The sequence below is a fragment of the Sorangium sp. So ce296 genome, from assembly GCF_051529605.1.
Classification (GTDB): Bacteria; Myxococcota_A; Polyangia; order Polyangiales; family Polyangiaceae; genus Sorangium; species Sorangium cellulosum_D.
Window position 1 is genome coordinate 6,653,695 of the sequence record NZ_CP150325.1, and the last position, 24,826, is coordinate 6,678,520.

General features: G+C 67.2%; 23 protein-coding genes and 1 pseudogene. 13 read left to right on the forward strand and 11 right to left on the reverse strand.

Annotated elements, in window-relative coordinates; genetic code table 11:
* Positions 1-22 precede the first annotated feature (22 nt).
* The 3 genes from WME98_RS24760 to WME98_RS24770 all read right to left on the reverse strand — a co-directional run bounded on the left by WME98_RS24760 (position 23) and on the right by WME98_RS24770 (position 1,499).
* Entirely contained in the window at positions 23-511 is a 489-nt protein-coding gene (locus WME98_RS24760; protein ID WP_437953508.1) for a nucleotidyltransferase, read from the reverse strand.
* Positions 486-677: a hypothetical protein gene (locus WME98_RS24765; RefSeq protein ID WP_437512688.1), complete on the reverse strand. Its 192-nt coding sequence runs from the start codon at positions 675-677 to the stop codon at positions 486-488. The genes WME98_RS24760 and WME98_RS24765 overlap by 26 nt, the downstream gene beginning before the upstream one ends.
* Before the next feature lie 273 nt (positions 678-950).
* Positions 951-1,499: a JAB domain-containing protein gene (locus tag WME98_RS24770; protein ID WP_437953509.1), complete on the reverse strand. Its 549-nt coding sequence runs from the start codon at positions 1,497-1,499 to the stop codon at positions 951-953.
* Positions 1,500-1,742: 243 nt separating this feature from the next.
* On the opposite strand from WME98_RS24770, the gene WME98_RS24775 reads away from it, so the two are divergent.
* Positions 1,743-4,373: a DUF6531 domain-containing protein gene (locus WME98_RS24775; RefSeq protein ID WP_437953510.1), complete on the forward strand. Its 2,631-nt coding sequence runs from the start codon at positions 1,743-1,745 to the stop codon at positions 4,371-4,373.
* Positions 4,374-4,402: 29 nt separating this feature from the next.
* Here the strand turns inward: WME98_RS24775 and istB are convergent, their stop codons facing one another.
* Positions 4,403-5,155, reverse strand: coding sequence for an IS21-like element helper ATPase IstB (gene istB / locus WME98_RS24780; RefSeq protein WP_437945317.1), 753 nt, complete (start codon positions 5,153-5,155; stop codon positions 4,403-4,405).
* A gap of 19 nt (positions 5,156-5,174) precedes the next feature.
* A pseudogene (gene istA / locus WME98_RS24785) lies at positions 5,175-6,707 on the reverse strand (IS21 family transposase); the annotation flags it as partial.
* Positions 6,708-6,957: 250 nt separating this feature from the next.
* Between istA and WME98_RS24790 the strand changes: the two are divergent.
* A complete protein-coding gene (locus tag WME98_RS24790) occupies positions 6,958-8,493 on the forward strand; it encodes an RHS repeat-associated core domain-containing protein (protein ID WP_437953511.1) in 1,536 nt (511 codons plus the stop codon).
* 316 nt (positions 8,494-8,809) lie between these two features.
* Positions 8,810-10,285, forward strand: coding sequence for a hypothetical protein (locus WME98_RS24795; protein WP_437953512.1), 1,476 nt, complete (start codon positions 8,810-8,812; stop codon positions 10,283-10,285).
* Positions 10,286-10,372: 87 nt separating this feature from the next.
* Here the strand turns inward: WME98_RS24795 and WME98_RS24800 are convergent, their stop codons facing one another.
* The gene (locus tag WME98_RS24800) at positions 10,373-10,597 is read right to left on the reverse strand and encodes an addiction module protein (RefSeq protein ID WP_437953513.1); all 225 of its coding nucleotides are present in this window, start codon (positions 10,595-10,597) and stop codon (positions 10,373-10,375) included.
* A 341-nt stretch (positions 10,598-10,938) separates the two neighbouring features.
* Between WME98_RS24800 and WME98_RS24805 the strand changes: the two genes are divergently transcribed.
* Together WME98_RS24805 and WME98_RS24810 are read left to right on the forward strand one after the other, a co-directional pair.
* On the forward strand, positions 10,939-11,661 hold the full coding sequence (locus WME98_RS24805) for a hypothetical protein (protein WP_437953514.1): 723 nt from the start codon (positions 10,939-10,941) through the stop codon (positions 11,659-11,661).
* A 14-nt stretch (positions 11,662-11,675) separates the two neighbouring features.
* Positions 11,676-12,500 (forward strand): hypothetical protein, encoded by an 825-nt coding sequence (locus WME98_RS24810; protein WP_437953515.1) that lies wholly within the window; start codon positions 11,676-11,678, stop codon positions 12,498-12,500.
* Between the two features lie 287 nt (positions 12,501-12,787).
* On the opposite strand, the gene WME98_RS24815 is transcribed toward WME98_RS24810, so the two are convergent.
* The 3 genes from WME98_RS24815 to WME98_RS24825 all read right to left on the reverse strand — a co-directional run bounded on the left by WME98_RS24815 (position 12,788) and on the right by WME98_RS24825 (position 14,509).
* Positions 12,788-12,991, reverse strand: a complete 204-nt coding sequence (locus WME98_RS24815; protein ID WP_437953516.1) for a hypothetical protein — start codon at positions 12,989-12,991, stop codon at positions 12,788-12,790.
* Between the two features lie 232 nt (positions 12,992-13,223).
* Positions 13,224-13,850, reverse strand: a complete 627-nt coding sequence (locus WME98_RS24820; RefSeq protein ID WP_437954022.1) for a JAB domain-containing protein — start codon at positions 13,848-13,850, stop codon at positions 13,224-13,226.
* 5 nt (positions 13,851-13,855) lie between these two features.
* Complete coding sequence (locus WME98_RS24825) at positions 13,856-14,509, reverse strand: RNA polymerase sigma factor (RefSeq protein WP_437953517.1); 654 nt, start codon at positions 14,507-14,509, stop codon at positions 13,856-13,858.
* A gap of 163 nt (positions 14,510-14,672) precedes the next feature.
* Between WME98_RS24825 and WME98_RS24830 the strand changes: the two genes are divergently transcribed.
* Positions 14,673-14,951, forward strand: coding sequence for a helix-turn-helix domain-containing protein (locus WME98_RS24830; RefSeq protein WP_437953519.1), 279 nt, complete (start codon positions 14,673-14,675; stop codon positions 14,949-14,951).
* Positions 14,952-15,316: 365 nt separating this feature from the next.
* On the opposite strand, the gene WME98_RS24835 is transcribed toward WME98_RS24830, so the two are convergent.
* Complete coding sequence (locus tag WME98_RS24835) at positions 15,317-16,267, reverse strand: integron integrase (protein ID WP_437953521.1); 951 nt, start codon at positions 16,265-16,267, stop codon at positions 15,317-15,319.
* 444 nt (positions 16,268-16,711) lie between these two features.
* Here WME98_RS24835 and WME98_RS24840 point away from each other — a divergent pair, with 444 nt between their 5' ends.
* From WME98_RS24840 to WME98_RS24855, 4 genes are all read left to right on the forward strand, one after another.
* Positions 16,712-17,662, forward strand: a complete 951-nt coding sequence (locus WME98_RS24840) for a DUF2934 domain-containing protein (RefSeq protein WP_437953523.1) — start codon at positions 16,712-16,714, stop codon at positions 17,660-17,662.
* Between the two features lie 161 nt (positions 17,663-17,823).
* Positions 17,824-19,005: a hypothetical protein gene (locus tag WME98_RS24845; RefSeq protein WP_437953524.1), complete on the forward strand. Its 1,182-nt coding sequence runs from the start codon at positions 17,824-17,826 to the stop codon at positions 19,003-19,005.
* A 222-nt stretch (positions 19,006-19,227) separates the two neighbouring features.
* Positions 19,228-20,658: a hypothetical protein gene (locus tag WME98_RS24850; protein ID WP_437953526.1), complete on the forward strand. Its 1,431-nt coding sequence runs from the start codon at positions 19,228-19,230 to the stop codon at positions 20,656-20,658.
* A 203-nt stretch (positions 20,659-20,861) separates the two neighbouring features.
* Positions 20,862-21,947 (forward strand): hypothetical protein, encoded by a 1,086-nt coding sequence (locus WME98_RS24855; RefSeq protein ID WP_437953528.1) that lies wholly within the window; start codon positions 20,862-20,864, stop codon positions 21,945-21,947.
* Positions 21,948-22,276: 329 nt separating this feature from the next.
* On the opposite strand, the gene WME98_RS24860 is transcribed toward WME98_RS24855, so the two are convergent.
* Positions 22,277-22,636: an EthD domain-containing protein gene (locus WME98_RS24860; protein ID WP_437953530.1), complete on the reverse strand. Its 360-nt coding sequence runs from the start codon at positions 22,634-22,636 to the stop codon at positions 22,277-22,279.
* 213 nt (positions 22,637-22,849) lie between these two features.
* On the opposite strand from WME98_RS24860, the gene WME98_RS24865 reads away from it, so the two are divergent.
* The 3 genes from WME98_RS24865 to WME98_RS24875 all read left to right on the forward strand — a co-directional run bounded on the left by WME98_RS24865 (position 22,850) and on the right by WME98_RS24875 (position 24,470).
* Positions 22,850-23,422, forward strand: a complete 573-nt coding sequence (locus WME98_RS24865) for a TetR/AcrR family transcriptional regulator (RefSeq protein WP_437953532.1) — start codon at positions 22,850-22,852, stop codon at positions 23,420-23,422.
* A gap of 428 nt (positions 23,423-23,850) precedes the next feature.
* Positions 23,851-24,066, forward strand: coding sequence for a hypothetical protein (locus WME98_RS24870; RefSeq protein ID WP_437953534.1), 216 nt, complete (start codon positions 23,851-23,853; stop codon positions 24,064-24,066).
* Positions 24,042-24,470, forward strand: coding sequence for an HNH endonuclease (locus WME98_RS24875; RefSeq protein ID WP_437953536.1), 429 nt, complete (start codon positions 24,042-24,044; stop codon positions 24,468-24,470). Before WME98_RS24870 ends, WME98_RS24875 begins: the two co-directional genes overlap by 25 nt.
* The last annotated feature ends 356 nt before the right edge of the window (positions 24,471-24,826 follow it).

Below are 24,826 nucleotides of genomic sequence, written 5' to 3' on the forward strand. Positions count from 1 at the left end.
GAGGTGCCAACGGCATCCGCGCTCAGCTCCGTCTCCGTTCGTCGAGCGTGGCGCGGAGCACCTGTAGCATGACCTGATCCTTGGGGCGGGTGAGCTTCTCCTTGATCGCGATGAGCCGTTCGAGCGTGATGACACGTATCGAGATCTCACCGAGATCCAGCTCCTCGCTGTCGGCCAGGAGCTCCTCGTACGATGTCCCTTCCTCGATTGTGCCCAGAAGGTCCAGCGTGCCCATGTTGGTCGCCAGCAGCTGGTGCCCAGTGGAGGCCAGATGGGAGGCGGTTGGTGAAAGCCTCCTCTGGAGATCTATCCGGTAGACGGCGTCGAGCTCACGCAGCGCAACGAGCAGCCGTTCGATATTGTCCGGCGTGCGAGCGTGTACGACGTCCAGATCGAACGTGTTGACGGGGGCTCCCTGGATCACGGCGGCGACGCCACCGACGACGATGAAGTCGACTCGATGCCGGGCGAGCACCCCGAGGAGGTCAGCGATCTTCGTCGGAGCGGGCATGCGGTTCTCGCGCGCGCCTGCTCTCACGGGCGAGCGTGACGAAGTCGATGTGGGCCTGGAGGGTGGCGACCCGGTCTGCTGGCGTAAGGCTCAGCATCCAGCGGATGAGCGTGAGGTCGACGCCGTCCTCATTGTAGACCGGAGGTGCCTCTTCAGGATCGACCATCTCGGGTGGAGCGTATCACGCACGGATGCGACGGACGAGCACCCGCGTCGCGGCGGGCTGTGCCGCACTCCATCCAGGCATGCGGCGCCAAGCGTCTCGCCGGCCGTCATTGCGCGGATCCTGCCCGGGTCTTCACCAGGCCGGACCAGAGGGGGCGGGGGCGCCATCCGCCAGCCTGAGCCGCCGCTGCCGGAGGCTTGCGGAGCAGCCGGTCGGGGCGATGCGTGGGACGTTGGCGGCTGGATGCGCAGGGGCGCCGCGCCCCGCGAGGGCCTACTCGTGGACGGCGGCGTAGCGGCCGCTGGGGGTGACGATGACGTGGGCGGTGAGCGGGACGTGCAGCTCCGAGCCGAGGTGGCGCAGCTCCAGGGTCATTGCTTCGTCCTCGCGGGTCGGAGTCGGGTCGCCGCTGGGGTGGTTGTGGGCCAGGACGAAGCTGTGGGCGGCCATGTCCAGTGCCGTGCGCAGGACGGTGGAGCGGCCGACGTAGAGGGCGTCGTCGGAGCCGCGGGCGAGCAGGCGCGTCTCGCGGACGCGGCCGTTGGCGTCGAGCGCGGCGATCCAGAGCTCCTCGTGGACCAGGGAGGCGAGTCTCGGGCCGAAGTGCCGCGCCACGCGGGCGGCGTCGGTGAGGAGCGCGCCCCGGCGCGCGCGGGCTGCGTGGGTGCGGCGGCCGAGCTCGAAGGCGGCGGCGAGCCGGGTCGCGTCGAAGAGGGCGATCTGGGTGCGCTCGGCGAGCGCCGCGGGCGAGAGGCGGCCGAGGGAGGGGAGAGCGGCCGTGCCGAGGATGCGCGGGCCGACGCCGGGGAGGCCGAGCACCATCTCGAGGAGGGCGGCCTCGGTCGCGGTCGGCAGCTCGGTCGCCGTCTCGGCGGGGGCGTCGACGGGGGGCGCGGCTCATCGGGGGCATCGGGGCCACCTCCGAGAGCGGGTGAGGGCGCGGCCGAAGAGGCGGCGAGGTGCTCCTCCGGGGCGGGGCTGCAACCGAAGCGGGGTTGCGGACTCTGACCAGTGAGGACCGACCAGGGGGTGTCGAATCCTTGCGGTACGCCGCTTCGCGGTCGTGTGAGAGACGGCTATTTTCTCCGTAGCGAGCTTCGCGTCGACGCTGACAGCAGCCGCCATCAGGTTATCATCACCGCCATGGCCCGCACCGCACCCGTCCCGAACATCCCCGCGATCCCTGGCATGAACCCCGGCGTGTGGATCATGGGCGGCGGCGGCGCGGGCGGAGGGGGAAACGGACGGGGTGGCAATGGACAGGCCGATGGGCAAGGGGCCAATGGGCAGAGTGGAGGCAACGAGGCCAATGGCGGAGGCAAGAATGCCAGCGGCTGCGGCCAGGGCAAAGGTGCCGGTTGCTCCAACCCCGTGCACGGCGGGGGCGGCGGCGCTGCCGCGGGTGACCCCGTCGATATCGTTACCGGTCGCGTCTACACCGAGCCCGTCGTCGACCTGGCGCTGCCTGGCCCTCTGCCGCTTATCATCACCCGCGCGTACTCGTCGACAGCGCGTAGCCGCGATGTCGGCCTCGGCTTCGGGTGGACACATTCGCTCGCGTGGGAAGTCGAAGTGCGGCGCCGCTCGGTTCGTGTGTGGCGCCCTGAGGGAACTTTCCTCTCCTCCCGCCGCCTTGAGGCTGGAGACTCCACCGTGCTCGAGGATGGCGCCCTGCTTCTCCACGACGCGACCGGCTACACCCTCATCACCTCGGACGGCCGACGACATGAATTCCCAGGCACTCCCAACCCGGGTCAGCGCCTGCTACTGAGCCGCATCATCGACCGCAATGGAAATGCGATCAAGCTCAACTATCGTGATGGCGTACTCGAGTCGATCATCGACAGCGTGCAGCGTGTCGTCCGTGTACGCCGCCACCAGGGCGGCCGCATCGCGGCATTCGAGGTAAAGAACAGCCCGTCGCAGGGCCGGTGGATCGCCTACCGGACCTACACCTTCGATACAGCTGGGGACCTCGTCTGTGCGACGGATGCAGAGGGGCACGCATCGAGGTTTTCTTACTCCGAGCATCTCATGACGTCTCACACGTATCCGGCGGGCCTGCGCGTGGTGTATCGTTACGATGCACAGGGGCGCTGCGTCGAGACGTGGGGGGAGCACCCGGGCGCGCGTGATCCAAGCCTCGCGGACGACGTACCGGCATTCCTGGCAGACAGGACGACGGAAGCGAGGGGCGTGTATCATTGCAAGCTTGAATACGGTGGTGATGGATACACCGAGGTCGTCGACTCACGGCAGGTGCGCCGCTACTTCGGAAATGGACTTGGCAAGATCGACAAGGTCGCCTGGGGTGTCGGCGTTCACACGTCTTCCTACGATCAGTACGGTAACCTGCTCGCCTATACGGATGCGCTTGGCGCGACCTGGCGCTGGGAGCGAGATGCGCAGGGAAATGTCGTCCGCGCCGTCGATCCCATGGGCGCCACGACCGAGTATCGTTACGATGAGGCCGGAAACTTGGCCGAAATCATCGACCCGCACGGGGTCTGGACGCGCTACGAGCACGACGCACGCGGAAACCTCCTTGCCGTCCATGACGCGTCAGGCGACGTGATCCGTTACGCGTACGATGATCGCGGCCTGCTCGTGGAGGCCACCCTCCCCAACGGGGGTGTGACGAGGATCCACCGAGATGCGCACGGCAATCCAACCGAAATCGTCGAGCCGAGCGGTGCCTTCAAGCGCATACGCTACGACTACCTGGGGTGCGTGCACGCCATGACGGACGAGCGCGGGTATGAGCGCCGGTATGTCTACAGTGCCCGACGCGAGGTCGTCGTGGTGCATCTTCCGGACGGTGGTCAGTACTCGTTCGCCTACGATGCCGACGGCCGGCTCGAGCGCCTTACGGACCCCGTCGGGCGCGTCCACGAGCTCCGCTGGGCCGGTCTCGGCGCGGTGCACGAGCTCCGAAAGCCGGACGGATCGCGCATCCGCTACCGCTATGATCGCGATGGGGCGCTCACGCTCGTCATCAATGAGAAAGGCGAATGCCACCGGATCATCCGGAACTCGGCGGGCTGGATCGTCGAGGAGCAGACCTTCGATGGTCGACACGTCCGCTACCAGATGGACGTCGCCGGGCGAATCACCCTGATCGAGGGCGACAGCCGTGACAAGACAGAGTTCGTCTACGACGCCTGCGGACGCATCGTCGAGCGTATCTACTCGGACGCAACGAAGGATAAATTCGCATACGATGCCTGTGGTCGCATGATCTCCGCCTCGAACAATGCCGTCCAGTGCGAGTTCACTTACGATGGCCGCGGACGGATGACCCGCGAGACGCAGATTTTCGGAGGAGCAACGAACGTCGTCAGCAGCGCCTACGACGCGCTCGGCAAGCGCCGGATGAAGCTCACCTCCCTCGGGTACCGGGAGGTGGTCGAGCACGACGCCATGGGCCAGCCGGCGCGCGTGCTCCTCGGCGGAGTCGATCCCATCGAATTCCGCTGGGATGCGCAGGGGTTCGAGACCGAGCGCGTGCTCCCGGGAGGCGGTGCGGTCCAGACGAAAGTGGACCCCCTCGGACGCGTCGAGCGACGCCGCGTGATGAAGCAATCCGGCGGTGCCGTGGTCGGTCCCGGGCAGCCCGAGTGGGTCGGTCCGTTGCTGCGTATTCCGACGGACGTGACGGCTCGTTCCGGGGCGACGCGACGGCCCAGTCCGGCGTGACGTGGACCGGAGCGTAGCGACGAGCGCGGTCAGGTCTTCGTCTCGGTCACCTCGGGAGCCACCGCCTTCTTCTTCCGCATCGACCCGCCGCGGAGCGTCACCAGGTGCGCGTTGTGGACAACGCGGTCGCAGATCGCGTCGGCGATACTCGCCTCTCCGATGGCTTGGTGCCAACTTTTCACCGGGATCTGCGAGGTGATCACGGTCGACGACGTGTCGTATCTGTCCTCGAGGACCTCGAGTAGATCGCGCCTCTCGACATCGGTCATGGGCGCGAGCAGGAAGTCGTCGAGGACCAGCACGGCGACCTTGGCCATGCGCGCGAGGGCGTTGGCGTAGGTCCCGTCGGCACGCGCGACCGCGAGCTGCTGGAGCAGGCGCGGGGTGCGGATGACGAGGGCGCGGAAGCCCTGCCTGCAGGCTGCCTGCGCCAGCGCGCCGCCGAGAAAGCTCTTCCCGGCTCCGGTCGCTCCCAGCACGATCACGTTCTGCTTCGCTCGGACCCACTGGCAGGAGCCCAGCGACCGAGCGAAGGACCTGTCTACGCCGCGCCCTGCCTCGCAGGAGAAGTCCTCCATGCACGCGCCCCCCGGCACCCGCGCATCCTTCAGCAGGCGATGGAGCCGCTTGTTTTCACGGGCTGTCCACTCGCGGTCGACGAGCAACCCGATCATCTCCTCAGTGGAGAGCGGCTCCGCCGACGGCGCAGCCTCCCTCTCTCTCAGCATCGCCGCCATCGCGTTCAGCTTCATCTCGACCAGCTTCTGAATCGTCTCTTCCAAGATCACTCCTCTCCTCCTTGTCGAAGTACTCAGCACCGCGGATGTTCTCGTGCGCCAGGGCCCCCCGGGGCGGCGGCTCGACCAGCGGCGCGCGGTCGAGACCATTCCTCAGGATCGCGGTCACGCTCTTCGCGGTGGGGCTGCCGATGCGAAGCGCACGCGCGCACGCAGCGTCGACGCGCTCGCGACCGTACTTGTCCGCGAGCCGGATCACGCCCAGGCACGTCCGGTAGCCCGTCTCCGGGTGGGTGCGGTGGCGCATGACCGCGCGCGCGAGCTCGCCGACGTTCGGACCGATCGTCTCGGCCCACGCCACCACGCGCTCCGGCGGCCACTTGCCGTAGTCGCGATGGGCCCTGGGGCGATGCTCGTCCACGATCACCGCCGTGCCCTTCCGCCCGTAGCTGCGCGCGTGCGATGCGACGCGCACGCCGTCGTGGAACAGCTCCACGACGGCCGCCGTCGCTCGGATCTCGACGCGCGCACCGACCAGCGTGTACGGCGCGCTGTAGAGCCGGTCGTCGTAGCAGACGCAGTAGTCGATGTTGACCTTGGCGTGCTTCCAGTCGGCGAGCTCGTACGGCCGCGCCGGCAGTGGCCGCAGCACGGGCTTGTCGATGGTCTCGAACGCTGTCCGCCGGCAGCCGTCGAGCCGCTGGAACGGCCGCGCATTCAGCCGCTCGAGCAGCGACGCGATCGCGTCGTTGAGCTCGGCAAGGCTGAAGAAGGTCCGGTGTCGCAGCGAGGCGAGGATCCAGCGCTGCGCGATGAGCACGCCGCCCTCGACCTTGGCCTTGTCGCGCGGCTTTCGAGGCCGAGCCGGGATCACCGTCACGCCGTAGTGGTGCGCCATCTCGAGGTAGGTCGGGTTGATGTCCGGCTCGTACCGATCCGGCCCGGAGACCGCGCTGCGGAGCTGGTCGGGGACGATCACCTCGGGCACGCCACCGAAGTACTCGAGCATCCGAACCGTCGAGCCGACGAAGTCGGCGAGCTTCTGCGAGCGCGTTGCCTCGGCGTACGTGTAGTTGCTGGCGCCGAGCACCGCGACGAACAGCTCAACCTCGGTCACCTCGCCGGTCGTCTGGTCGACGATGTGCGGCTTCCTTCCCGAGTAGTCGATGAAGACCTTCTCGCCGGCGCGGTGAACCTGACGCATCACGACGCCGAGCTTCTTCTTCCAGCCTGCGTACAGGTCGCAGAACCGGCTGTACTCGTAGGGCCTCAGCGGAGCCTGTGCCGCGCTCGCTTCGCGGTACTCGAGCCAGAGCGTCTGCAGCGTGACGCACGGCTTCGACAGCTCGCGGTGCACCCAGGAGAAGTCGATCGGCACGCGCGCGGGCGGCTCGTTGCGGCCGACGTCGCGGAACAGCCGCGACTCGATCTCGGCCTCGGTCATCTCTCGGGCGACCTCCCACGTCAGCCCCGCCTTCTCCGCGCGCGCCAGGTAGCCGCTCACCGTGCTCTCGCCGACGCAGGCCGCTGCAGCGATCTCCGCTCGGCTGCGCTTGCACTCGAACTTGAGCCTCAGAATCTCTCGAACCTTCCGCATCGATAGCCGCTCCGACATCGCGCCCATGTACGCGATGAGGCTGCGACCGCGAGCGCCGCCTGTGGGCCGTCACCCCCGTCGGAACGGTCCGTCACGTCCCTCGGAACGGCCCGTCACGTGCGTCGGAACGAGCCGTCAGGTGTGTCGGAACACCCCGTCGGGTGGCCCGGAACGCCCGGTCACGTCCCGTCGGAACGAGCCGTCACGTGCGCTCGGAATCGGCCGTCACGTCGGCCCGGAATACGCACCGTTGCCGCTGAAGATCACAAGTGAACGCGCCTATCGGTACTCGCCAGCTGGTGATCTCCTGGAGGAATGGGATCTCTCCAAGGGGCGTGTCATCTACACGTACGATCCAGCCGGGCAGATCCTCTCCAAACTCCCGGAGCAGGCGCGCGCCGAGGTCTATGCCTATGATGAGGCAGGAAACCTCTTCGAGCAGGGCGCGGGCGCAGAACCAAGGACCTACGAGCTTGGAGGAAAGCTCGTGCAGCGCGGGCGCTCGGAGCTCCTTTACGACCGTGATGGACGCCTCGTCGAGAGGCGCATCACCGAATCCGATGGGCAGCGACGCGTGTGGAGATACCACTGGGACGCGCGCGGGCTTCTTTCACATGTCGTGACCCCGGACGGGCAGCGCGTCGGCTTCGTGTATGATCCCTTCGCGCGCCGGGTCGGCAAGCGCACGGTCGCGAGCGACGGCGTCGTGTGGCTGACTCGGTTTGTCTGGGATGGCGACGTGCTCGTGCACGAGATCCGCGAATCGGCCGGTGCTATCGGCGCCCCCGTGGTGGAGCAACGGACCTACTGCTTCCGGCCGGGGACGGTCTTCCCGCTGGCCCATGTTGACGCCATTCCGGATGGCTCGCGCAGCCTGGCGGCCGAGTGGGTTCATTACGTGAACGATCGTACGGAGCGGCCCTCGGTCCTCGTCCGCGGCGACGGCGAAGTCCTCGCGCGGCTCGAGACCCGGGTGTGGGGCGGCGTCGAGCAACAGGAGAGCGCCCTGGCCACCACGCCGCTGCGCTACCCGGGCCAGTACGAGGACGAGGAAACCGGGCTGTGTTACAACCGTTATCGGTACTACGACGCGGAGAGCGGGCGGTATATCAGCGCCGATCCGATCGGCCTTCAAGGCGGCCTGCGGCCGTTCGGCTACGCGAACAACCAGCCGTTGCTCGTGGTCGATCCGGATGGGCTCGACCCGGTGCTCTCGACGGTGAGCGGCAGCTCCGGCTCCTTCACGAGAGGTAGCCAGGAGTCTCCGGCGGAGATCGGGGGCGGGACGAACCCGGATTTGCATGACATTATCAGGCAATCGCTCCCGCCTACCGTGAACAATAGATATCCCGGCGGTCCCGACCCAAAATCGTGCGCGGAGCCCCGTGCGCTCACGGCTTACATCCGGAAATGGGAGAAGGTCAATCGCGATGGCAAGCCGCTCGATCCGGACAATCCGGAAGATCACGCAGACATCCGGAAATGCCTCGGCTCGATCACGAGCGTCAGCGCCCAGAACCCGGCGAACGGGAGCCAAGAGGCCGTCGACCGCGCCCCCTGTCCCAATTGCAGCCAGCTCCTCGCGGATCTGCACTCGAAGTGGGGTGGACCTACACCAGATAAGATCCAGCGGGGCTATCCTGCGCTGACTGGCAAGCGGGGAGCGAAGAGGGGGATCGGCGAGCCCACGAACTTCTCTAGCCCGAAGGATCCGAGCTGGCTCAAAGACCCGCTTCCCAAGGACGTGAGCTACCAGCGGCATGAAGACTACGGAAGGCCGGTGTGATATGAGCATGCAGGTGGCAGAGGTGCTGAACGTCATCCTGGAGAATTTGTCCGAGCACTCACGACGCACGCTGACTGCTGGGGGCGCGTGTATCGAAGAGGCTGGCCGTGTGGACGAAGCGTCGCTCCGGGCCGTCCTGCGCGGCAAGGGGCTCCCGGAACTCGACACCGCGCTCCAGTTCCACCGTGACGTCGGCGGCCTCTCTGTGCTTGGACTCTCGCTCACCTTCTCGTCAGCGCGCCAGATAGTGCACTGGCCGGCCAGGCGAACGCCCGACGGAGAAGTTGCTGTTCCGGTCGGCTGCAGCCGAGGAGCCGTGTACTTCATCGATGCCCGTGGCGTGCTCTACCGGATGCGCGCCGCACCGCGAGACAAGGAGCTCACCCCGGTCGCGACGGACCCCTGGACCCTGCTCGAGAAGATCGCCCTCCTCGCCAGCCTCGAGCCACTTGCGAAAGGGGCGCTGCGCTTGCGATTCCGCCCGTACGTGGGCGCGGCGCTCGCGGGAGCGCTCGGTGCGGAGCCTGTCGTCGAGGCCACGGACAGCTTCCACCGCTTCTTCCGCCGGGGCTCGCTCGTCATCGCTGACGGACACCCGCTCCGGGACGAGGGGGAGCGCGACACGCTCGTGTGGACCCCCGTCCTGGAGGACGCGGTCGCCGCGCTCCGCGCCGCGGGCTCGGCGTGCAAGGCGATCGGCGCGGAGCTCACGACAGCCGCCGGCGAGTTCCAGATCGAACCGCCGAGGAGCGCGCCGGTGGCGCCGTCACCCGAGGTGCTCCGCGAAGGCGGCGCGGTCGCGCTCCTCGCGGGCGCTGGGGAGGAGGGCACCTCCGGCCATGTGTGGGCGCCGCCAGGGCCTCCGCGCCTGGAGCAAACACGGCTCTTCGCGGGCACGCTGCTGTCCTGGGAGACCGTCGACGAACGGGGTGCGCGCATCCGTGATTTCACCGGCGCTGAGGAAACGCTGGGCCCGCTGCTCACGCCGCGCGCCGTCCGTGGGCTCTTGCGGCTCGGCGCGCGCGTCGACCCCCGGCGCAAGGGCGAGCGGGCCTCGCTCGAGCACCTGCTCTCCTGCTGGGAGCTGCCGGCGCACGAGGCGGCTTTCGACTTCGAAGAGCGCCTGGGCGGCCTTCGCTTCGCCAACTTGCAGTGGGGGCCGTTCGGCATCGTCGGCGCGTGGCCGGACCGGCCAGCCGCGAAGGAGGCCGCGAGCGTGGACGAGGGCCAGCTCGTCCCGATCGGCGCCGAGATCCTGGGCAGCGTGAGCTACGCCGTCGACGCCGAGGGCGCGGTGCACCTGGAGGACGAGCACCTGGAGCCCACGCCGATCGCCGTGTCCTGGCCGCTGTGCCTCGAGCGCCTCGGCGCCGCCAGCGCGGACGAGGGCGAGCTTCCGTGCTCGTGCCAGATCAAGGCGCGTGTCGGCCTGGCGATTGCGGCTGCGCTCGGTGCCGCGCCGGTGCCGGAGGGCACGGACCAGCATGCCTCGATGTGGTACCGCGACGGCATCTCGGTGCTCGACGTCGCGGCAGACCCCTACAGCCGCGAGCCACGTACAACGGTCGCTGCGCGCAGCGATGGGGATTTGGTGATCGCCCTCCAAGTGGCGCTCCAGGCTGCCCCGGATGCCGCCGTCGAGGTGTTCGGAGTGAAGGGAGATCCTTCGCCGCCCGCGCCGGAGGAGCCTGTCGTGGTGCGCGCGCGCGTCTGGGGCAACACGTGGGACAAGGCGCAGCGGGAACTCTGCATCTACGGTGGGCCCGAGCGCTACCGCTTCGTCTGGCGCTGAAGCGTCCTCGCGGAGTTCAGCGAGTTTCCGTGGGCAGGATCCCCTCCAGCACCTGGAACCCGGATGTCTTTGAACATCTGGGTGACGTCACCGGAGCCGTGCGCGGGCGTCGTGAAAGACTTCCTCGGCCGGTCGCCCCCGGGACGGATCTGCGTCAAGCTCTGCGTCCCGGCGCGTCGCTTCCTCGGTCCAGAGGCGCCTGTGCTCGTCCTCGGAGAGCTCATCCAGGCTTGCCAGAAGCGTCTCTGCGAGACGTGCGCGCTCCGCGACGGGCAGCTTCAGGGCTTCGGCTTCCAGCTCGGGAAGGTTCACGCGGGGATTGTACCGCGAGGCTCGGAGGCTGCCCAGGCGCGCTTCCCCATCGGCGAGGAGGTGCCGCGACGACGGCGAGGGCCGACGTCGACTGGCGTGGCGCAGGCACGGAGCGACCTGACCGAGCTCGGGCTAGCCAAGCCCCGGTCGGTTGCTCCCGGGTGAGGGCGCGGGCGAAGAGGCGGCGCGCCGCGAGCCGGCTGCGAGCAGCGGCCGCCCAGAGCTGGTTCCGGCATACCCCTACGGCCGGCTGAGGGGGAGCCCCGAGCGGTTTTTCCACCTTACTTTCCGCGTGGAAAGACATTCCACCGTCGCCTAGCATCAGGGCGCGGAGGCACCTCATGTCGAAGAGCAATCTTCCAGGCAGGCTCGGAGCTCTCCTTGTCTTCGGCACCGTCAGCGCGATCATGATGCCGGCATGCACGATCCGGATCGGGAAAGGCGGGGAAAGGGAGGACAGCTGGCCCACGCCAGACGAGACGCGGCCCACGCCAGACGAGGAGCAGCCCGCACCGATGGACGATGGCGTCGAGGATGGCACGACGTTTACTCCGGAAGAGGAGGCTGCGATCGATGCGGCCTACAGCGCTGACCCAAGGGAACTTGCACTGGTGAATGCAAGGGCAGCTTATGCAGCCTATGCGCTCTCTGGCCTCACCGAGTCGCAGTTCACCGATCCAGCCGTGGTTGACCAGCAGGCACTTGAACAGTTCATTCAGCAGAACACAGAGCTGGCCTGGCAGCTGGCCGAAGAATGGGTCGCATCCATCGACCCGACCTTGCTGTCCGCCGGGTACCCGATCAAGGTCGAGTGTATGGATCCACCGCTTCGATGCCAGTCGAGCGTGAAGTGCTCATTCGCGAAGATATGCGTGCTGAACGACTGCGGCGATGGTCGTTGCAGGACGTGCCCTGACGTCTGGAACCTTGGCAATCTGATCGTCGATGGATGGTGCACTTATACCTGCTACGACGCTGCTGACGTCGTCGGCGCTGCCATCACACTGAAGCCCGCCATCGGAAGCAGCATGGTCCCCTGGATTCAGCTCTGTCGACCGAAGTGATCGAGGGACTTGCCATGGACGCTGATGACGCCTCGAAGCGCGCTGCCCGGGTGGCGCAAGTTGTCTCAGGAGCCCTGAACCTGGCAGGCTTGCTCGCGTCGTCGCGCGCAGCGCGCAAAGCCGGCGCGATGCCGTCACGCGAGCACGTCCTGGAGCTCCTGAGCGAGCTCCTGGCCGTCATCGGCCAGGGCCCCGAACCAGGGCTCAGCGCCGGTGGACGGCCGCTGGACATTGCGCCACAGGTGGAGAGACTCCTCGCGTTATGCCAGGGCTGGTCGCCATCGGCGGAGATCCCGGCCGAAATCCAGCGTGCCGCGCGTGACATGCTCGCTGTGTTCGCGGTCCCGGAGCCGCCCGGCGGGTGGGACGGCTGGGAAGGCGCACCGCCTGAAGCGCAGCCTGGCCCGGAAGACCCCGACCCGGGCCTGCCGCCTACCGCGGCGGAGCTGGCAGCGATGCCCGATACGGTCACCTTCGCGGCAGCCATCGTGTGGTGCGGCTATCTCGCCTCGCCCAAGATGGTCGCGAAGATCCCTCCCGCGGATCTGCGGCGTCCGGCGCTCGCGCACATCGACAGCTTGCTCGCGACATTCCGGCCTGTTCGCCGGAATCATCCGGAGACACGCGCTTGGTGGCGAGCGCTGCTCGAGCGCTTGGAGAGCTTCCGAGCGCTCTGCGAGGCATGGGACGGCACCGAAGCACCGCCCCTCGGGTTGCAGGAGGCCGCGCGGGCGGTCCTTATGCAACTCAATCACACGTCGAGCTCGGAGGATCTTGAAGCGCTCGATGAGGAGGTGAACCCTTTTTACCTCCGCTCTCCCAGCCCACGAGACGCGTAGGCTCTACGAGCCGGCGCTGCGCGGGCGGGTGCCAGCCCACCTCGGCCCAGCGCCGGCGTGCGGCGACGACGCGTGGAGGGCGCGCGCTACGGAGAAGCGACGGCGTGCCCGCGCCATCGCAGGAGCGCCGCGGCGTGCGCCTTGCGGAGCATGGACAGGTCGCTCTTGTGGCGAAGACGCTCGAGCTCGATGCGCTCCGTCGGCGTGAGGAGCCCCTGGGCGTTCCGGTCGAGCAGCTCGTCGTAGCGCGCGAGCTCTGCTTCGGACCTGTGGCTCCTTGCGATCTGCTAGAGCGCCTGGTCGTCCATCTTGTCCAGGCAGGCGAGGTCGATCTGGAACTCCGGGGGGGCGTCGTCCCAGGCGGGAGGGCTGCCGAGGCTCAGCGCCCGCCGCATCACGGCTTCGAGCGGCTGTCGGGTCGCAAGCGCAGTCCCCTTCAGTCGCTGGTACAGCGCTTCGGGGAGAGCGAGCGTGACGGTGGCGGTCGACATCGCGCTGGGGTGGACGCTGGAGGCGAGCCCGCTTCGCCGTCGAGCCTAGCACGAGGAGCCCCCGGCTCCTCCCCGGCCAGCCGCGATGACGAGAGCGAACGCGCGGCGGGGCGGCCGGCTGGGACGGTGCGCGGGAGGCTGGCGGCTGGATGCGCAGGGGCCGTGGGGGCGCCCTACCGCAGCGGCGCGGCGCGCCGGCGACGGGGCGGGGCGCTGCGCCCCGCGAGGAGACCTACTCGTGGAGGGCGGCGTAGCGGCCGCTGGGGGTGACGATGACGTGGGCGGTGAGCGGGACGTGCAGCTCCGAGCCGAGGTGGCGCAGCTCCAGGGTCATCGCTTCGTCCTCGCGGGTCGGCGTGGGGTCGCCGCTGGGGTGGTTATGGGCCAGGACGAAGCTGTGGGCGGCCATGTCCAGCGCCGTGCGCAGAACGGTGGAGCGGCCGACGTAGAGGGCGTCGTCGGAACCGCGGGCGAGCAGGCGCGTCTCGCGGACGCGGCCGTGGGTGTCGAGCGCGGCGATCCAGAGCTCCTCGTGGACCAAGGAGGCGAGCCTCGGGCCGAAGTACCGCGCCACGCGGGCGGCGTCGGTGAGGAGCGCGCCGCGGCGCGCGCGGGCGGCGTGGTATCGGCGGCCGAGCTCGAAGGCGGCGGCGAGCCGGGTCGCGTCGAAGAGGGCGATCTGGGTGCGCTCGGCGAGCGCCGCGGGCGAGAGGCGGCCGAGCGAGGGGAGAGCGGCCGTGCCGAGGAGGCGCGGGCCGACGCCGGGCAGGCCGAGCACCATCTCGACGAGGGCGGCCTCGGTCGCGGTCGGCAGCTCGGCCGCCGTCTCGGCGGGGGCGTCGACGGGGGCGCGGCTCATCGGGCTCATCGGGGCCACCTCCGAGAGCGGGTGAGGGCGCGGGCGAAGAGGCGGCGCGCGAGGCGGAGGCGGGTGGCGACCGTGGGGCGCGGGAGCGAGAGGGAGGCGGCGATCTCGAGCGAGGAAAGGCCGGTGGCGGCGAGCGACAGGATCTCGCGCAGCTCGGGGCGGAGACGGCGGAAGGCGCGGAGGAGGCCGCGGGCGACGAGGCGGGCCTCGGGAGAGGGGGCGGCGAAGGCGGAGAGGCGGTCCGGGTCGACCGCGGGGAGCTCGTGGCGGCGGTGGGCCTTGTCGCGGTAGTGCGAGGCCTGCCGCGAGGCGATGCCGGCGAGCCAGCGGCGGAGGGCGTCGGCGGGAGGAAGAGCGGGGGAGGGGCGGAAGCGGCCGGCGCGCAGGCTGCGCCAGGCGCCGAGGAGGGTGTCCTGGGTGAGGTCGTCGAGATCGGCGGGGAGAACGCCGCGGGCGCGGAGGGTGCTGCGGATGAGCGGGCGCTGTTCGAGGAGCGCGGTGGGGTCGAGGTAGACGGCGGGGTGCGGTGGCTGGTGATGGAGGGGTTTGGGCGGGCGGGCGAGCCGGCTGCGAGCAGCGGGGCGGGGGCAGCGGCGGGAGGGCGGATCGATCTCTTGGCCCTGGTCAGGGCGTAGACGTACGGTTTCCATGTCGGACCTCGTTAGAGCGGGGTTCGGCCACGCCTCCGGACGGTGCCAGCCGTCGCGGGGGCACTTTGTGTTTTGTTCAGGGTACGTGCGAGGCGCGATCCGAGTCAAGGGAAGCCGTCGTTCACGACCATTTTTTTAGCCTGCCCAGGTTCAGCCAGCGGCGATGGAACCCATCGAAACTGATACGGTTTTTCGGTACATCGCGGCGAACGTGCAGCGGCTTCGGGTCAGGCGAGGGCTGACCCAAGACGAGCTGGCGGCAGCGGCGGACGTGAGCCTTACCCTTCTGCATCGCCTCGAACGCGCCAAGACCAACGTCAGTGTCGCGGCTCTTGTAGCGATCGCCAACGCCCTCGGCGTGACGCCAGCAGCACTGTTTCGGCCGGCCGCGATGCCGGAGACGACGCGCGGGAGGCCCCGCAAGCGTCCCGCCGGCCCTTGACGGCCATCCCTCGCTGCCCGCAGCTCGCCGCCTGCGGCTATCGCCGGTGCTCCTCACCTTGACGCAGAGCTGGCGCGTGCTTTGCGCAGACGCTGCACAGCGCCGCGGCGAACTCTACAGACCGTCGCAACTTGAGGGTCCCAGCCGATAACTGGCCGGGCCGTTGCAGGGCCACTTCTTCGCTTCGGAGGGGTAGGGCATCAAGGAACCGCTCGCGCCTTCATCCGGTGTAGAGACCGCACGGTCCTGCGCTGGCCTCCTTGACAAGATGGGGCAGCCGTCGGCTAGGCTACCTTTCCACGATGCATGGGGGCGGCACGAGGGGGTGGGGGCTGAGTTCAAGGCGCTCCACGCGGAAGCGGCGGTCAGCGGTCGAGAGGACTGATCACGCCGAGAGGACCGCGGTCGACGATGTGGGTGTAGATCATCGTGGTCCGCACATCCTTGTGGCCGAGCAATGTCTGAATCGTCCGGATGTCGGTGCCCGCCTCGAGCAGGTGGGTTGCGAAGCTGTGGCGGAGGACATGGCATGTCGCGCGCTTGGTGAGCCCCGCCGCCCGTCCGGCATCGTGCACGGCCCTTTGCACCGCCGATTCGTGCAGGTGGTAGAGGACCTGTCGACCCGTCGCTGGATCGGTGCAAGGGCGAGAGGCGGGGAAGAGGTACTGCCAGGGAAGGCTCGTGGCTGCTCCTGGCATCTTCGCTCGCAGAGCGTGGGGCCGGTCGACCTCGCCGCGGCCAGCCGCGAGCTCCTTCTTGTGCCGTTGCGCCACGGCGTCGAGCTGGGCCTGCAGCTCGCCGCGCGCCCGAGCAGGGAGCAAGGCCGGCCGGTCGTGCTGTCTTTTCCCGCGGCGCACCATGATTTGCCGTCGATCGAGGTCGACGTCTTTGACGCGAATCGAAAGCGCTTCGAGGAGGCGGAGGCCGCTTCCGTAGAGGAGCTCGCCGATGAGTCGAAAAGTTGGGAGCAGGTGCTCGAGCAAGGTGAGAGCGTCCTTTCGCGAAAGGACCGAGGGGAGGTGCTCCGGCCGGCGGGCACGCTCGAGCGCTTCGAGCCGGGGTATCTGAAGGTCGAGGACCCGCTTGTACAGGAAGAGGAGCGCGCACAGCGCTTGGTTCTGCGTGGACGCCGCGCTGCGGCGCGCGACCGCAAGATCGTTGAGGAAGTCCGTGACCTCTTCCGCGCCCATCTGCCGTGGGTGCTTGCCGTGATGAAAGCGAATAAATGCCCGGATCCAGTGGACGTACGCCTCTTCGGTACGCGGAGAGTAATGCAGGCGTCGGATGGTGGCGCGTACGGCTTCGATGAGGGTCATGGGGATGGTTCCGATTGGTTGGGGCCGGTTCGTCGGACCCTCATTGACCCTTATCGGCGCAGGCCGGGCGCGAGTTGCGGTGGCCAGCGGATATTTGGGCCGCACATCAGTCGCCCGAGGCAATCAATTACAGGCACGCATTTTGCTTCGCGGCACACCGTCGCCGTCCGAAGCCCCTCAACTGCGATACGTAGTTGTGCAGCGGCGGCCTATCTCCGGAGATGCGCAGATAGCCTGCGGAAGATCGCGACCTATCCGCGGGAATATCTAGATATACTGCGGGGTGCCGCGACTCATCCGCGAGAACACGGTGATCGGGTACCACGGTCCGCAGCCTACATGCAAAAACGCGGAGATATGTCGCGCGGCATAGATGATTGCGACGTTAGACGCACCAGAGCTACTTGTGTTACGAGTTCATGGTTCACGACGGAGCCTGCAAACATGAGTACGTTTGACGACCTTGTGCGACAAGTGGCCCACAGTCTATGGCAGAGCCGCGGCTGCCCGATCGGCTCCGACCAGGACGACTGGTTCACTGCCCTCTCCATCGTTAATGGGATCGTCAATGCCCGGTCGGAGGGGCCGTCGGCCTTTTTCCACTGTTTCACACGCAGCCGAAACATCGATGACGCATTCGAGACGCTTCGCATGATGCTCGATATAGGCATTCTCCTGACACCAGAGCAACTTACCTTCTATCCAAGTCCCAGAGTTACCCAGTCGCGATTGTCAATGGCGTTTATCCCATCACACGAATTGTATCGACATTCTCTCAGGTTCGGACCGTTCGCCCTTAAGATGGCATCGTACGCCACCCTGGCCGGAGACTTTGGCGCGTCACCGGTATGGTATATTCCATCTTTCATCAAGAAGGATACAGGCGCGAACATGTTCGAGCATGGCGCTGAGGTGGCTGAAGGCTTGGCCAAGACGCAGCAGTGGATCCACGACATGCGCAACGACCCCTTGCGCGCCGATGAGCGACACGAACCCCATCGCATTATGCGGCTGTGCTTGCGGTTGATATATCCCACTCATTATAAGGACTCGACGGACATTCGTGACCTGTACTTCTTGCAGCGGGAATGGCGTATCATTCGACGCGACTCACAGCTTAACCGTTGTATCGAGCTCAATCATGCCGAGCGCAACAGGCTTCTGAAGCACAATCCGTCCTTCTTTGGCGCCGACGTAAGCGTTTGGTCTGAAAGTGCAGGAGCTATGGTTGCCAAACCTCGCGTGGACGCGACATTCAAGCTTGATGTATCGTTCGCCGATGTCGTGTCCGAGATCATCGTTCCAGGGAGCGTGACGCGCAGGGTCAAGGATGAGTTGAAGCCGCCGGTGCCCATTGTAGAAGCCGAACGCTATGAATACGGCTATCACCAGTGAAGCGGCTGGCGCTTGTCGGGCGCCTAACTCAGCGATGGATCCGACGAGCGGGCGAGGCGCGCCTGCGGCGCACCTCGCCCGCTCGCGGCTCATCGCCAGTCGTTAGGCGCACCTCAAAGCCCGAATTCGCCGCGTCACAATCACCTCTCCCCGATGAGTGAATGATGAGTACACCACCGAACCCCGACCAGCCCGTTCCACCCCCGGCGGCGCCTCACCAGTACCTCAAGTACATCGGCCAAGCTCCGGACAAGGCGATTGTCCGCGAACTTGCGGTTCAGCTTGCGAATCACTTCTTCCGGCACGAACAGCTAAGTCTCTCCCGCAACCAGTGGAGCAAAGAGCCGAAACGAGTGTGCGACTGGGAACTTCTCGTTCGAAACGAAGATGAGTCTGTCACACCGAGTCCCCGCAAGTCGACACCGCTGCAGCTGAGCGACATCGAGCGCCACCTCTCGACGAACGGAACACTTCGCTTCGCGGATTTGGGACTACCCGATCCGATGTGTCGGTGGCTCGACGCATCAATGAAGATTTCGCCAGGGTTTCATGCGCTACCTGCCAAGGGTTCCCACAGCAAGGCCGCTCAGGCCCTTACCTTTTACGCAAAGTCCAACTTAGGGCCTCGGTTTCCGCTTGTACCCACACTCGACCGTGAAGGAACGGCTTACACTTCATTTCAGTCGAGCTTGCTCACACGGCTGGGCACGCTGCGAGCCAAACTGGTGGCAACAAGTGACGTTCCACACGAAGACACTTGGTTCGAGGACTTTCGCGCCCTAGTGGGTGAATGCGTGGCGCTCATTGAAAACACGCTTCATCAGGCATACTTCAAGGCACAATACGATCCTCTCCCGGGTTGGACCTTTGACCCGGCTGCGTTGGGTGAGCGCCATGGTCGAAGAATCCTGGACAAGATCAAGTGGATATACCAGATAACGGGACACGAGTTTCATGCTGATAGTGAGATAAAGGCGTTCGTCGTTATAAAGGGGTTGCGCAATCACCTTCAGCATTTCGATCCGCCCAGCTTCGCGTGTACTTGGGAAGAAATGGCGGACTGGCTGAACGCGGCCCTCGGAGTTGCGCAGCTTGCGTGGCGCATGCGAACGGCCTTGGGTGCAACACCATCAGTCCCACTCATTGCACTGCTGCTCCAGCGCCGTGTCACTTTTTCTCCAAAGGACCCGACGCGCCCGCGATTCAAGCAGCCCGCCTACGTAGGATATGCGAGCACGAGCGAGCAAACCCTCGCGAAAGGCGCGAAACCGTCGCTGCTGCCGGGACACATACTCATGCACGGCTCGTACGAGACGCGCATCTTGCGGTCGGAGACCTCATGAGCAGGGCCGACTCGTCGGGCGCAACTACGGCGCCTAACTCGCGCATGGATCTGACAGTCACCGTTGCGGCGCAGCGCGCCCTCCGGTCGCGCTGCTTGCTCACGGCGACTGCAGCTCATGCGCACGTTGGACGGGCGGGCGGCGGCGCCTCCCTTCGTCGGACTCGCGCCTATTGTCGTTGCGGTGTATACTTCTCGAAAGTACGCAACGGCGAACACCCATATGGCTGAACCCACCATCCACGCCCATTTTCTCGCCATTTGGCGGCGGGCGTTGAACCAACCTTCGCTCGAGACCCTCACACCATCCCTGATCGCATCGTGGGCGAGCGTGAGGGGGCTCCAGGTCCAACACGTCGAGGAGCGTGATGTCGGAGCGTTTGCCCCAACGACCAGCATCGTCTTGAGCGTACCCGACGGGCGGGCGTGCTTCCCGAAAGTTAGCCCGAGCGGCGATCAGGCATGGCAACGTCGACGGGACCACGCGAATCGCGATGCAGCCACGTGGGCGAAGATGGAGTGGTTTTCGCCCTTGTGGGTTCCGCGGGGGAAGGTGGAATCACTCTTGAAGGAGACAGCGAACTGCTCGCAGCAGCGGGCCGTGGAGTTGTTCGACTATCACACGTCGACCATTTACACGCTCGCCTTTCAGGCCACATGCATTGCGCAGTTGCTACCACAGGCACGCAGCCTGCGGGAATTCTGTCCTCTCGCACGAGAGGCGTACCTGGCGTTCTACAGTGGGTATCGTGCCTCAAGCATCGCAGCGCTGATCCCGGTTATCGAAGGCTCTCTCACGAGGATTGTCTCTGGGGCCAACCTATCGGTAGGCGATAGAGTTGACCGAGCCGTGGCTCCTGCAATCGAGCTTGCCGCGCAACTCCACTTCGAGCGAATGTGGGTTCCGCGCGAATATAAGACCGTAGAATATCTGCTCGGCCAAGACGAGCGGGTCTTCTTTTTCGAGACCTTCCGACGCTGGCTGCGCAGCTCGTTCTTTCGCCGTACCGACGAGTATGATGGCGCCACGTGGCTGAATCGCCACATGTTTGCACACGCGACGTCCTCATCGTGGCAGCAGTCCGCCAATTTTGCACGGCTGGTTGTCGCACTCGTGAGCCTTGGCGTTGTCGAATCGTGGCACGATGAGTCAAACCAAGTGTCGCTCTTCTTTCCAGACATGAACGAGGACAGTACACTCCTGTGGCAACAGGCACTGTTCTACGGCCAGGCACAGTCTATTCTAAAGCAGATGGAAGCGCAGCGTTATCACGATCATGGCCGCCTCGTCCCCGAGCTGCCAACGGACAACGGTGTCTTGCTGCGCAAGGCCATCCTGTCTGAGGACTGCATCAACGACCTCGTTCGGCCGCTGCGCGAAGCAGGGTGGAATGTAGCTGTGGGCGAGCCGGATGAACGCGCTCTGTACGTGACTGTAGCTGCTACCGCTGGTGACGAGCGTCTCCGCGTCGCGCTCCTTTACAGCTGCGCCACCGCGAACGAAATCTATCGTCAACTAGCACTCACATCGGACGCCATTCTCTACCGGGGGGGCCCTTACCGCCAGGATCAGTACGCGTATGGGGTTACGATTCACGTGGGGCCTGTGGCTGGATGGCAACCGCCGACGGCACCTGACCGCCGCAGGGATTAGGTCCCGTGGAGCCGCCCAACCAGCCAATGGATCCGACCGCGCCTGCGGCGCGGCGGCTCATCGGCGAGCCGTTCGGCGCCGGAGAGCGTAGCCGACGGTTGTTGTCGCCCGACGTCCGATGCGGGGCGGGAACGCCGCGGGGCAAAGTACGTCGTGGCCGATGTCACCGCGCCGCGCCACGAGGTCGCCGGCCGGCGACGGTCGTGGTAGCGCTGCTCCTGATGGCGAAGGGCAACCGCATGGCGACGACGCGCGAGGTTCGCTCCTCGCAGCGACAGCGGCGTGTTCGCGTCTACACCGCCTGGCACCCGGTGCTCGTCGCGCTCCTGGAGCACGTGCTCCCCGAGGGCTGGTACCAGTGCATCTCGGAGTTCCAGCTCGCCCGCGAGCCGCTCCGCGTCGACATCGTCATCCTCCGTCGCAGCCGTCGCGGAGCCCCACCCCGGCCGCGCCTGCTCACGAGCGTGGTGGGCGAGCTGGCCGAGCACACGCTGGTGCACTTCAAGGGGCCGACCGACGAGCTCGAGCGCGACGACGCGCGCATGCTCCTCGCGTACGCGCTCCAGTACCTCGTGGTTGCCGAGATCGACGATCCCGGCGCGGTCGCCCTCCGCGTGCTCGCGCCCCGCCTGACCCCGCGCTTCACCGAGGCGCTGAGGTCGCTGGGCTGCACGCTCACACCGACCGGGCCGGGCACGCATGAGGGGCGGCTCGGGGTCTTCCCGCTGCGGGTGGTGGAGACGGTGCCCGCCAACGCTCGCGAGGGCGAGCATCTGCTGTACACTGTGACCCCTGGGATGGTCGCCGACCCCGGCGGCATCCCGGCGCTCTCCCCGGCGGAGATCGCGGTGTTCTGGGCGCTCCTGGAGCATGTCGAGCAGGTTCGACACCCCCTCCCGGGGCAGAGGAAGCGGCACATGAAGGACGAAAAGCGGGTCGTCGAGAGCTTCGAGCAGGCGCTGGCACGCCTCGTTGCGCGGCTGCCGCCCGAGCAGCGCCTCGCGGGGCTCGCGCCCGAGCAGGTGCTGCAGGCGTACGCGCCCGAGCAGGTGCTGCAGGCGTACGCGCCCGAGCAGCGCCTCGCGGGGCTCGCGCCCGAGCAGCGCCTCGCAGGGCTCACCGAGGCGCAGGCGGTGCTCGCGTTGCCGGACGCGATGCTTCGTGCGCTGTCGGAGGAGTACCTCGCGACGCTGCCCCGCCAAACGCAGGCTGCGATTCAGAAGCGCCTCGGGGCGGCATCGGGGCGGCAGCCCGCGCGCCGACGAAAGACGCGCGGCCCTTCAAAATGACGACGGGAGAACGCAAGCTGCGGTGGCGGTCGCGTGATTCGTTCTTCCTGACCGGGTGCCGAACATGCCAATGCGGCTGACGGTTCGGGCAACCGCGCTTCGCTCGGCAGCCTGCCCCGCAGCAGATTGGCAAGGCGTTAGGCACACGGACGACAACGGAACGAGGACGCGACTGAGGACGCACATGTGGAGATGTCGGTGATCATCCCGTCCCGCGCAGGATCGGTGAAGACCGCGGCCACGTGATCGCCGGCGTTCAGCGGGTCTTCACCGGCATCGAACGCGGATTTCGTCGGTGACCTCCCGCGAATTCCCGCGGATTGCCCAGATCATCGACAGCTCTCGGATGTGACGCGCTCCTCGACGACGTAGGCCCAGTACCGCGACCGATCGAGGAACTTCTCCTCGTCCGCGACGACCCGCTCGCGGGTGCCTGGCGCGAAGATCTTCCCGAGCCACGCCTGCAAGGCGGCCCTGTCCGGAAACACGGTCTCCGTCACGACGTCGAAGCCGATCGCAGCATCCTCCATGTTCAGCGCGTCGCCTCGCTTCAGGTAGCTGCGCTTGTACACCGCGGGAACGGGCGCCAGGCTGCAGATGAACGGCACGTGCCTGTTCTCGTAGTAGTCGACGAAGTCGCGCACATCCATGCCTTCCCTCCTGGTGAGAAAGGCGAATAGCTTCACCATGTCGTTCCTCCTCTTCGCCGTCTTCGCCGGATCGAGCCCCGGCGACGAGGGCTCTCCGGCCGAGCTCATCGGCACCCGGGCCAGGTGAAGACGTGGCCAGCTCAGGCCTCCGGCCGCGCGGCTCCGGGAGCGACCGGATGGTTTTACAATACAGAGTGTATCCAGTCAATCCAGTTCGCCTCGATCCGTCCGTCTCGGTGTAGGATGCGGGCGATGCCGAAGCTCTGGAACGACACCCTCGAGTCGCACCGCCGGGAGGTCCGCGACGCCATCCTCGATGCGGCCGCAGCCATCGCGACCGAGCGCGGGGTGCCCGCGGTCACGATGTCGGAGGTCGCGGAGCGCACGGGCATCGGACGCGCGACGCTCTACAAGTACTTCCCCGACGTGCAGGCGATCCTCGTCGCGTGGCACGAGCGGCAAGTCGGCCGCCACCTCGCAGAGCTCCTCGCCGCGCGCGACAAGGCGGGCGATCCAGAACGCCGGCTCGAGATCGCCCTGGGCACCTACGCCCGCATCACCCACGAGGAGCACGGGACCGAGCTCGTCGCCCTGCTGCGCCACGGTGAGCACGTCACCAGGGGCTATCAACAGCTCAGCGAGCTCCTCCGCGACCTGATCGCGGAGGGCGCGAAGCGCGGAAGGCTCCGCGATGACGTCCCCCCCGCCGAGCTCGCGAGCTTCTGCCTGCACGCACTCTCGGCGGCCAGCAGCATGCCTTCGCTGGCGGCGGTCCGCCGGCTCGTGTCCGTCACCATGGCCGGCCTTCAACCTCCGAAGCGCTGAGCCGCCGCCTCGTCGTACCCGCCCGCCAGCGCCCACCGCCGCGCTCCCGCGCCCGGCGAGAGGACACCGAACGGATCGCGGCCGCGTGACCCCCGGCGCCCTCTTGGACGCCGCGCCGCCCTTGCCGCCGACGCTCGGGAGCCCGCCCTCGCACGGGTTCACCACGGCAGGCCCACCCCTGCGACAGGACGACACGCCGCCTCGCAGCTCGCACGGCCGCGACGACGATGCGGCCGGTCTGCTGGTCCGCAGGCATGCTGCCGACTTGACGTAGACGGGCGGCTCGACGGCGGCGAGGAATGCTCCCAGCTCGGTTACGAGCGGGCCTGCCCAGCGGCTGGGCTGCACGGCCACAGGGCCGTGGCGGACCTTGAACCGACGGCAGACCGATGACATGCTGACGCGAGGCGTTGAAGACGGAGAACCTCATGGAGAAGCGAACCATCGAGCAGCTCGAGGCGGCGCTCGACGCCGTCAGCAAGGACCTGGCGCCCCGCGTCGAGGAGCTCGCTCAGAAGAGCACAAGCGGCGTCCTCACGCCTGAAGAGCACAGAGAGTATGCCGAGGTCGTCCGTCTGAACGACATGCTCAGCCTCCTCAAGCTTCAGGCAGAGGAGGTATGGACCCTGCGCGCGGCCTCGTGAAGCTGCCGAGCGACACGCGAGAGCTGGTCCAGCGGCGCGCCCAGGGGGCATGTGAGTACTGCCATCTTCCGCAGGACGCATCGATCTTGCCCCACCAGGTAGACCACATCATCGGAAGGCAACATCGTGGTTCGGATGATGTCGACAACCTGCGTCTATGCTGCATTCGCTGCAACTTGAAGAAGGGGCCGAATATCGCGTCGATCGACCCCGAGAGCAAGCTTGTCGTACAGCTCTATCATCCCAGGCGGCACGCGTGGCGAGAGCACTTCGTCACGGAATCGACTGGAGTCATCAACGGGCTTACAGCGGAGGGGCGCGCGACTGTCCAGCTCCTGGACATGAACGATGAGGATCGAGCTCGCTTGCGCGCGTTCCTGCTGCGCCGAGGCCGGCATCCGTGAGGTCGCGGCGAGGCTCGACACGGCGCGGAGCGGGCCATCCTCCTGCGCGAGCGAAGAGCGGCCCCCACCTATCATTGACCGGGAGCGTCGACCTCGCCCAACGAGGCAATGCGCCCGACGGCGCTCCACGCCGCAGGTGATTGCCAAGGCGTCGATCACCCCACGGCCGCCGCCGTCCCCGCGCCTGTGGACGCGCCGGCTTCACCGACGCGGCTCGCTTGCCGGGCTCCCGTCCATCTCGCCCCCCTTGCCGCCTCGTCCACCGAAGCCGCCGGCCCCGCCCGAGCCTCCCCCGGCGCCCCCCTTGCGACGCCGCGCCGCACTCGCCGAACCCGCCCCTGCGGGCCGCCGCCTCG

Bases quoted from the DNA above. Each gene is read 5' to 3' on its own strand.
- WME98_RS24830 (WP_437953519.1), top strand. From the start codon at position 14,673: ATGGAACCCATCGAAACTGATACGGTTTTTCGGTACATCGCGGCGAAC.
- WME98_RS24825 (WP_437953517.1), bottom strand. From the start codon at position 14,509: ATGGAAACCGTACGTCTACGCCCTGACCAGGGCCAAGAGATCGATCCG.
- WME98_RS24850 (WP_437953526.1), top strand. From the start codon at position 19,228: ATGGCTGAACCCACCATCCACGCCCATTTTCTCGCCATTTGGCGGCGG.
- WME98_RS24805 (WP_437953514.1), top strand. From the start codon at position 10,939: ATGTCGAAGAGCAATCTTCCAGGCAGGCTCGGAGCTCTCCTTGTCTTC.
- WME98_RS24875 (WP_437953536.1), top strand. From the start codon at position 24,042: ATGGACCCTGCGCGCGGCCTCGTGAAGCTGCCGAGCGACACGCGAGAG.
- WME98_RS24820 (WP_437954022.1), bottom strand. From the start codon at position 13,850: ATGAGCCGCGCCCCCGTCGACGCCCCCGCCGAGACGGCGGCCGAGCTG.
- WME98_RS24870 (WP_437953534.1), top strand. From the start codon at position 23,851: ATGGAGAAGCGAACCATCGAGCAGCTCGAGGCGGCGCTCGACGCCGTC.
- WME98_RS24835 (WP_437953521.1), bottom strand. From the start codon at position 16,267: ATGACCCTCATCGAAGCCGTACGCGCCACCATCCGACGCCTGCATTAC.
- WME98_RS24845 (WP_437953524.1), top strand. From the start codon at position 17,824: ATGATGAGTACACCACCGAACCCCGACCAGCCCGTTCCACCCCCGGCG.
- WME98_RS24765 (WP_437512688.1), bottom strand. From the start codon at position 677: ATGGTCGATCCTGAAGAGGCACCTCCGGTCTACAATGAGGACGGCGTC.
- WME98_RS24810 (WP_437953515.1), top strand. From the start codon at position 11,676: ATGGACGCTGATGACGCCTCGAAGCGCGCTGCCCGGGTGGCGCAAGTT.
- WME98_RS24770 (WP_437953509.1), bottom strand. From the start codon at position 1,499: ATGGTGCTCGGCCTCCCCGGCGTCGGCCCGCGCATCCTCGGCACGGCC.
- WME98_RS24760 (WP_437953508.1), bottom strand. From the start codon at position 511: ATGCCCGCTCCGACGAAGATCGCTGACCTCCTCGGGGTGCTCGCCCGG.
- WME98_RS24840 (WP_437953523.1), top strand. From the start codon at position 16,712: ATGAGTACGTTTGACGACCTTGTGCGACAAGTGGCCCACAGTCTATGG.
- WME98_RS24865 (WP_437953532.1), top strand. From the start codon at position 22,850: ATGCCGAAGCTCTGGAACGACACCCTCGAGTCGCACCGCCGGGAGGTC.
- WME98_RS24860 (WP_437953530.1), bottom strand. From the start codon at position 22,636: ATGGTGAAGCTATTCGCCTTTCTCACCAGGAGGGAAGGCATGGATGTG.
- WME98_RS24815 (WP_437953516.1), bottom strand. From the start codon at position 12,991: ATGTCGACCGCCACCGTCACGCTCGCTCTCCCCGAAGCGCTGTACCAG.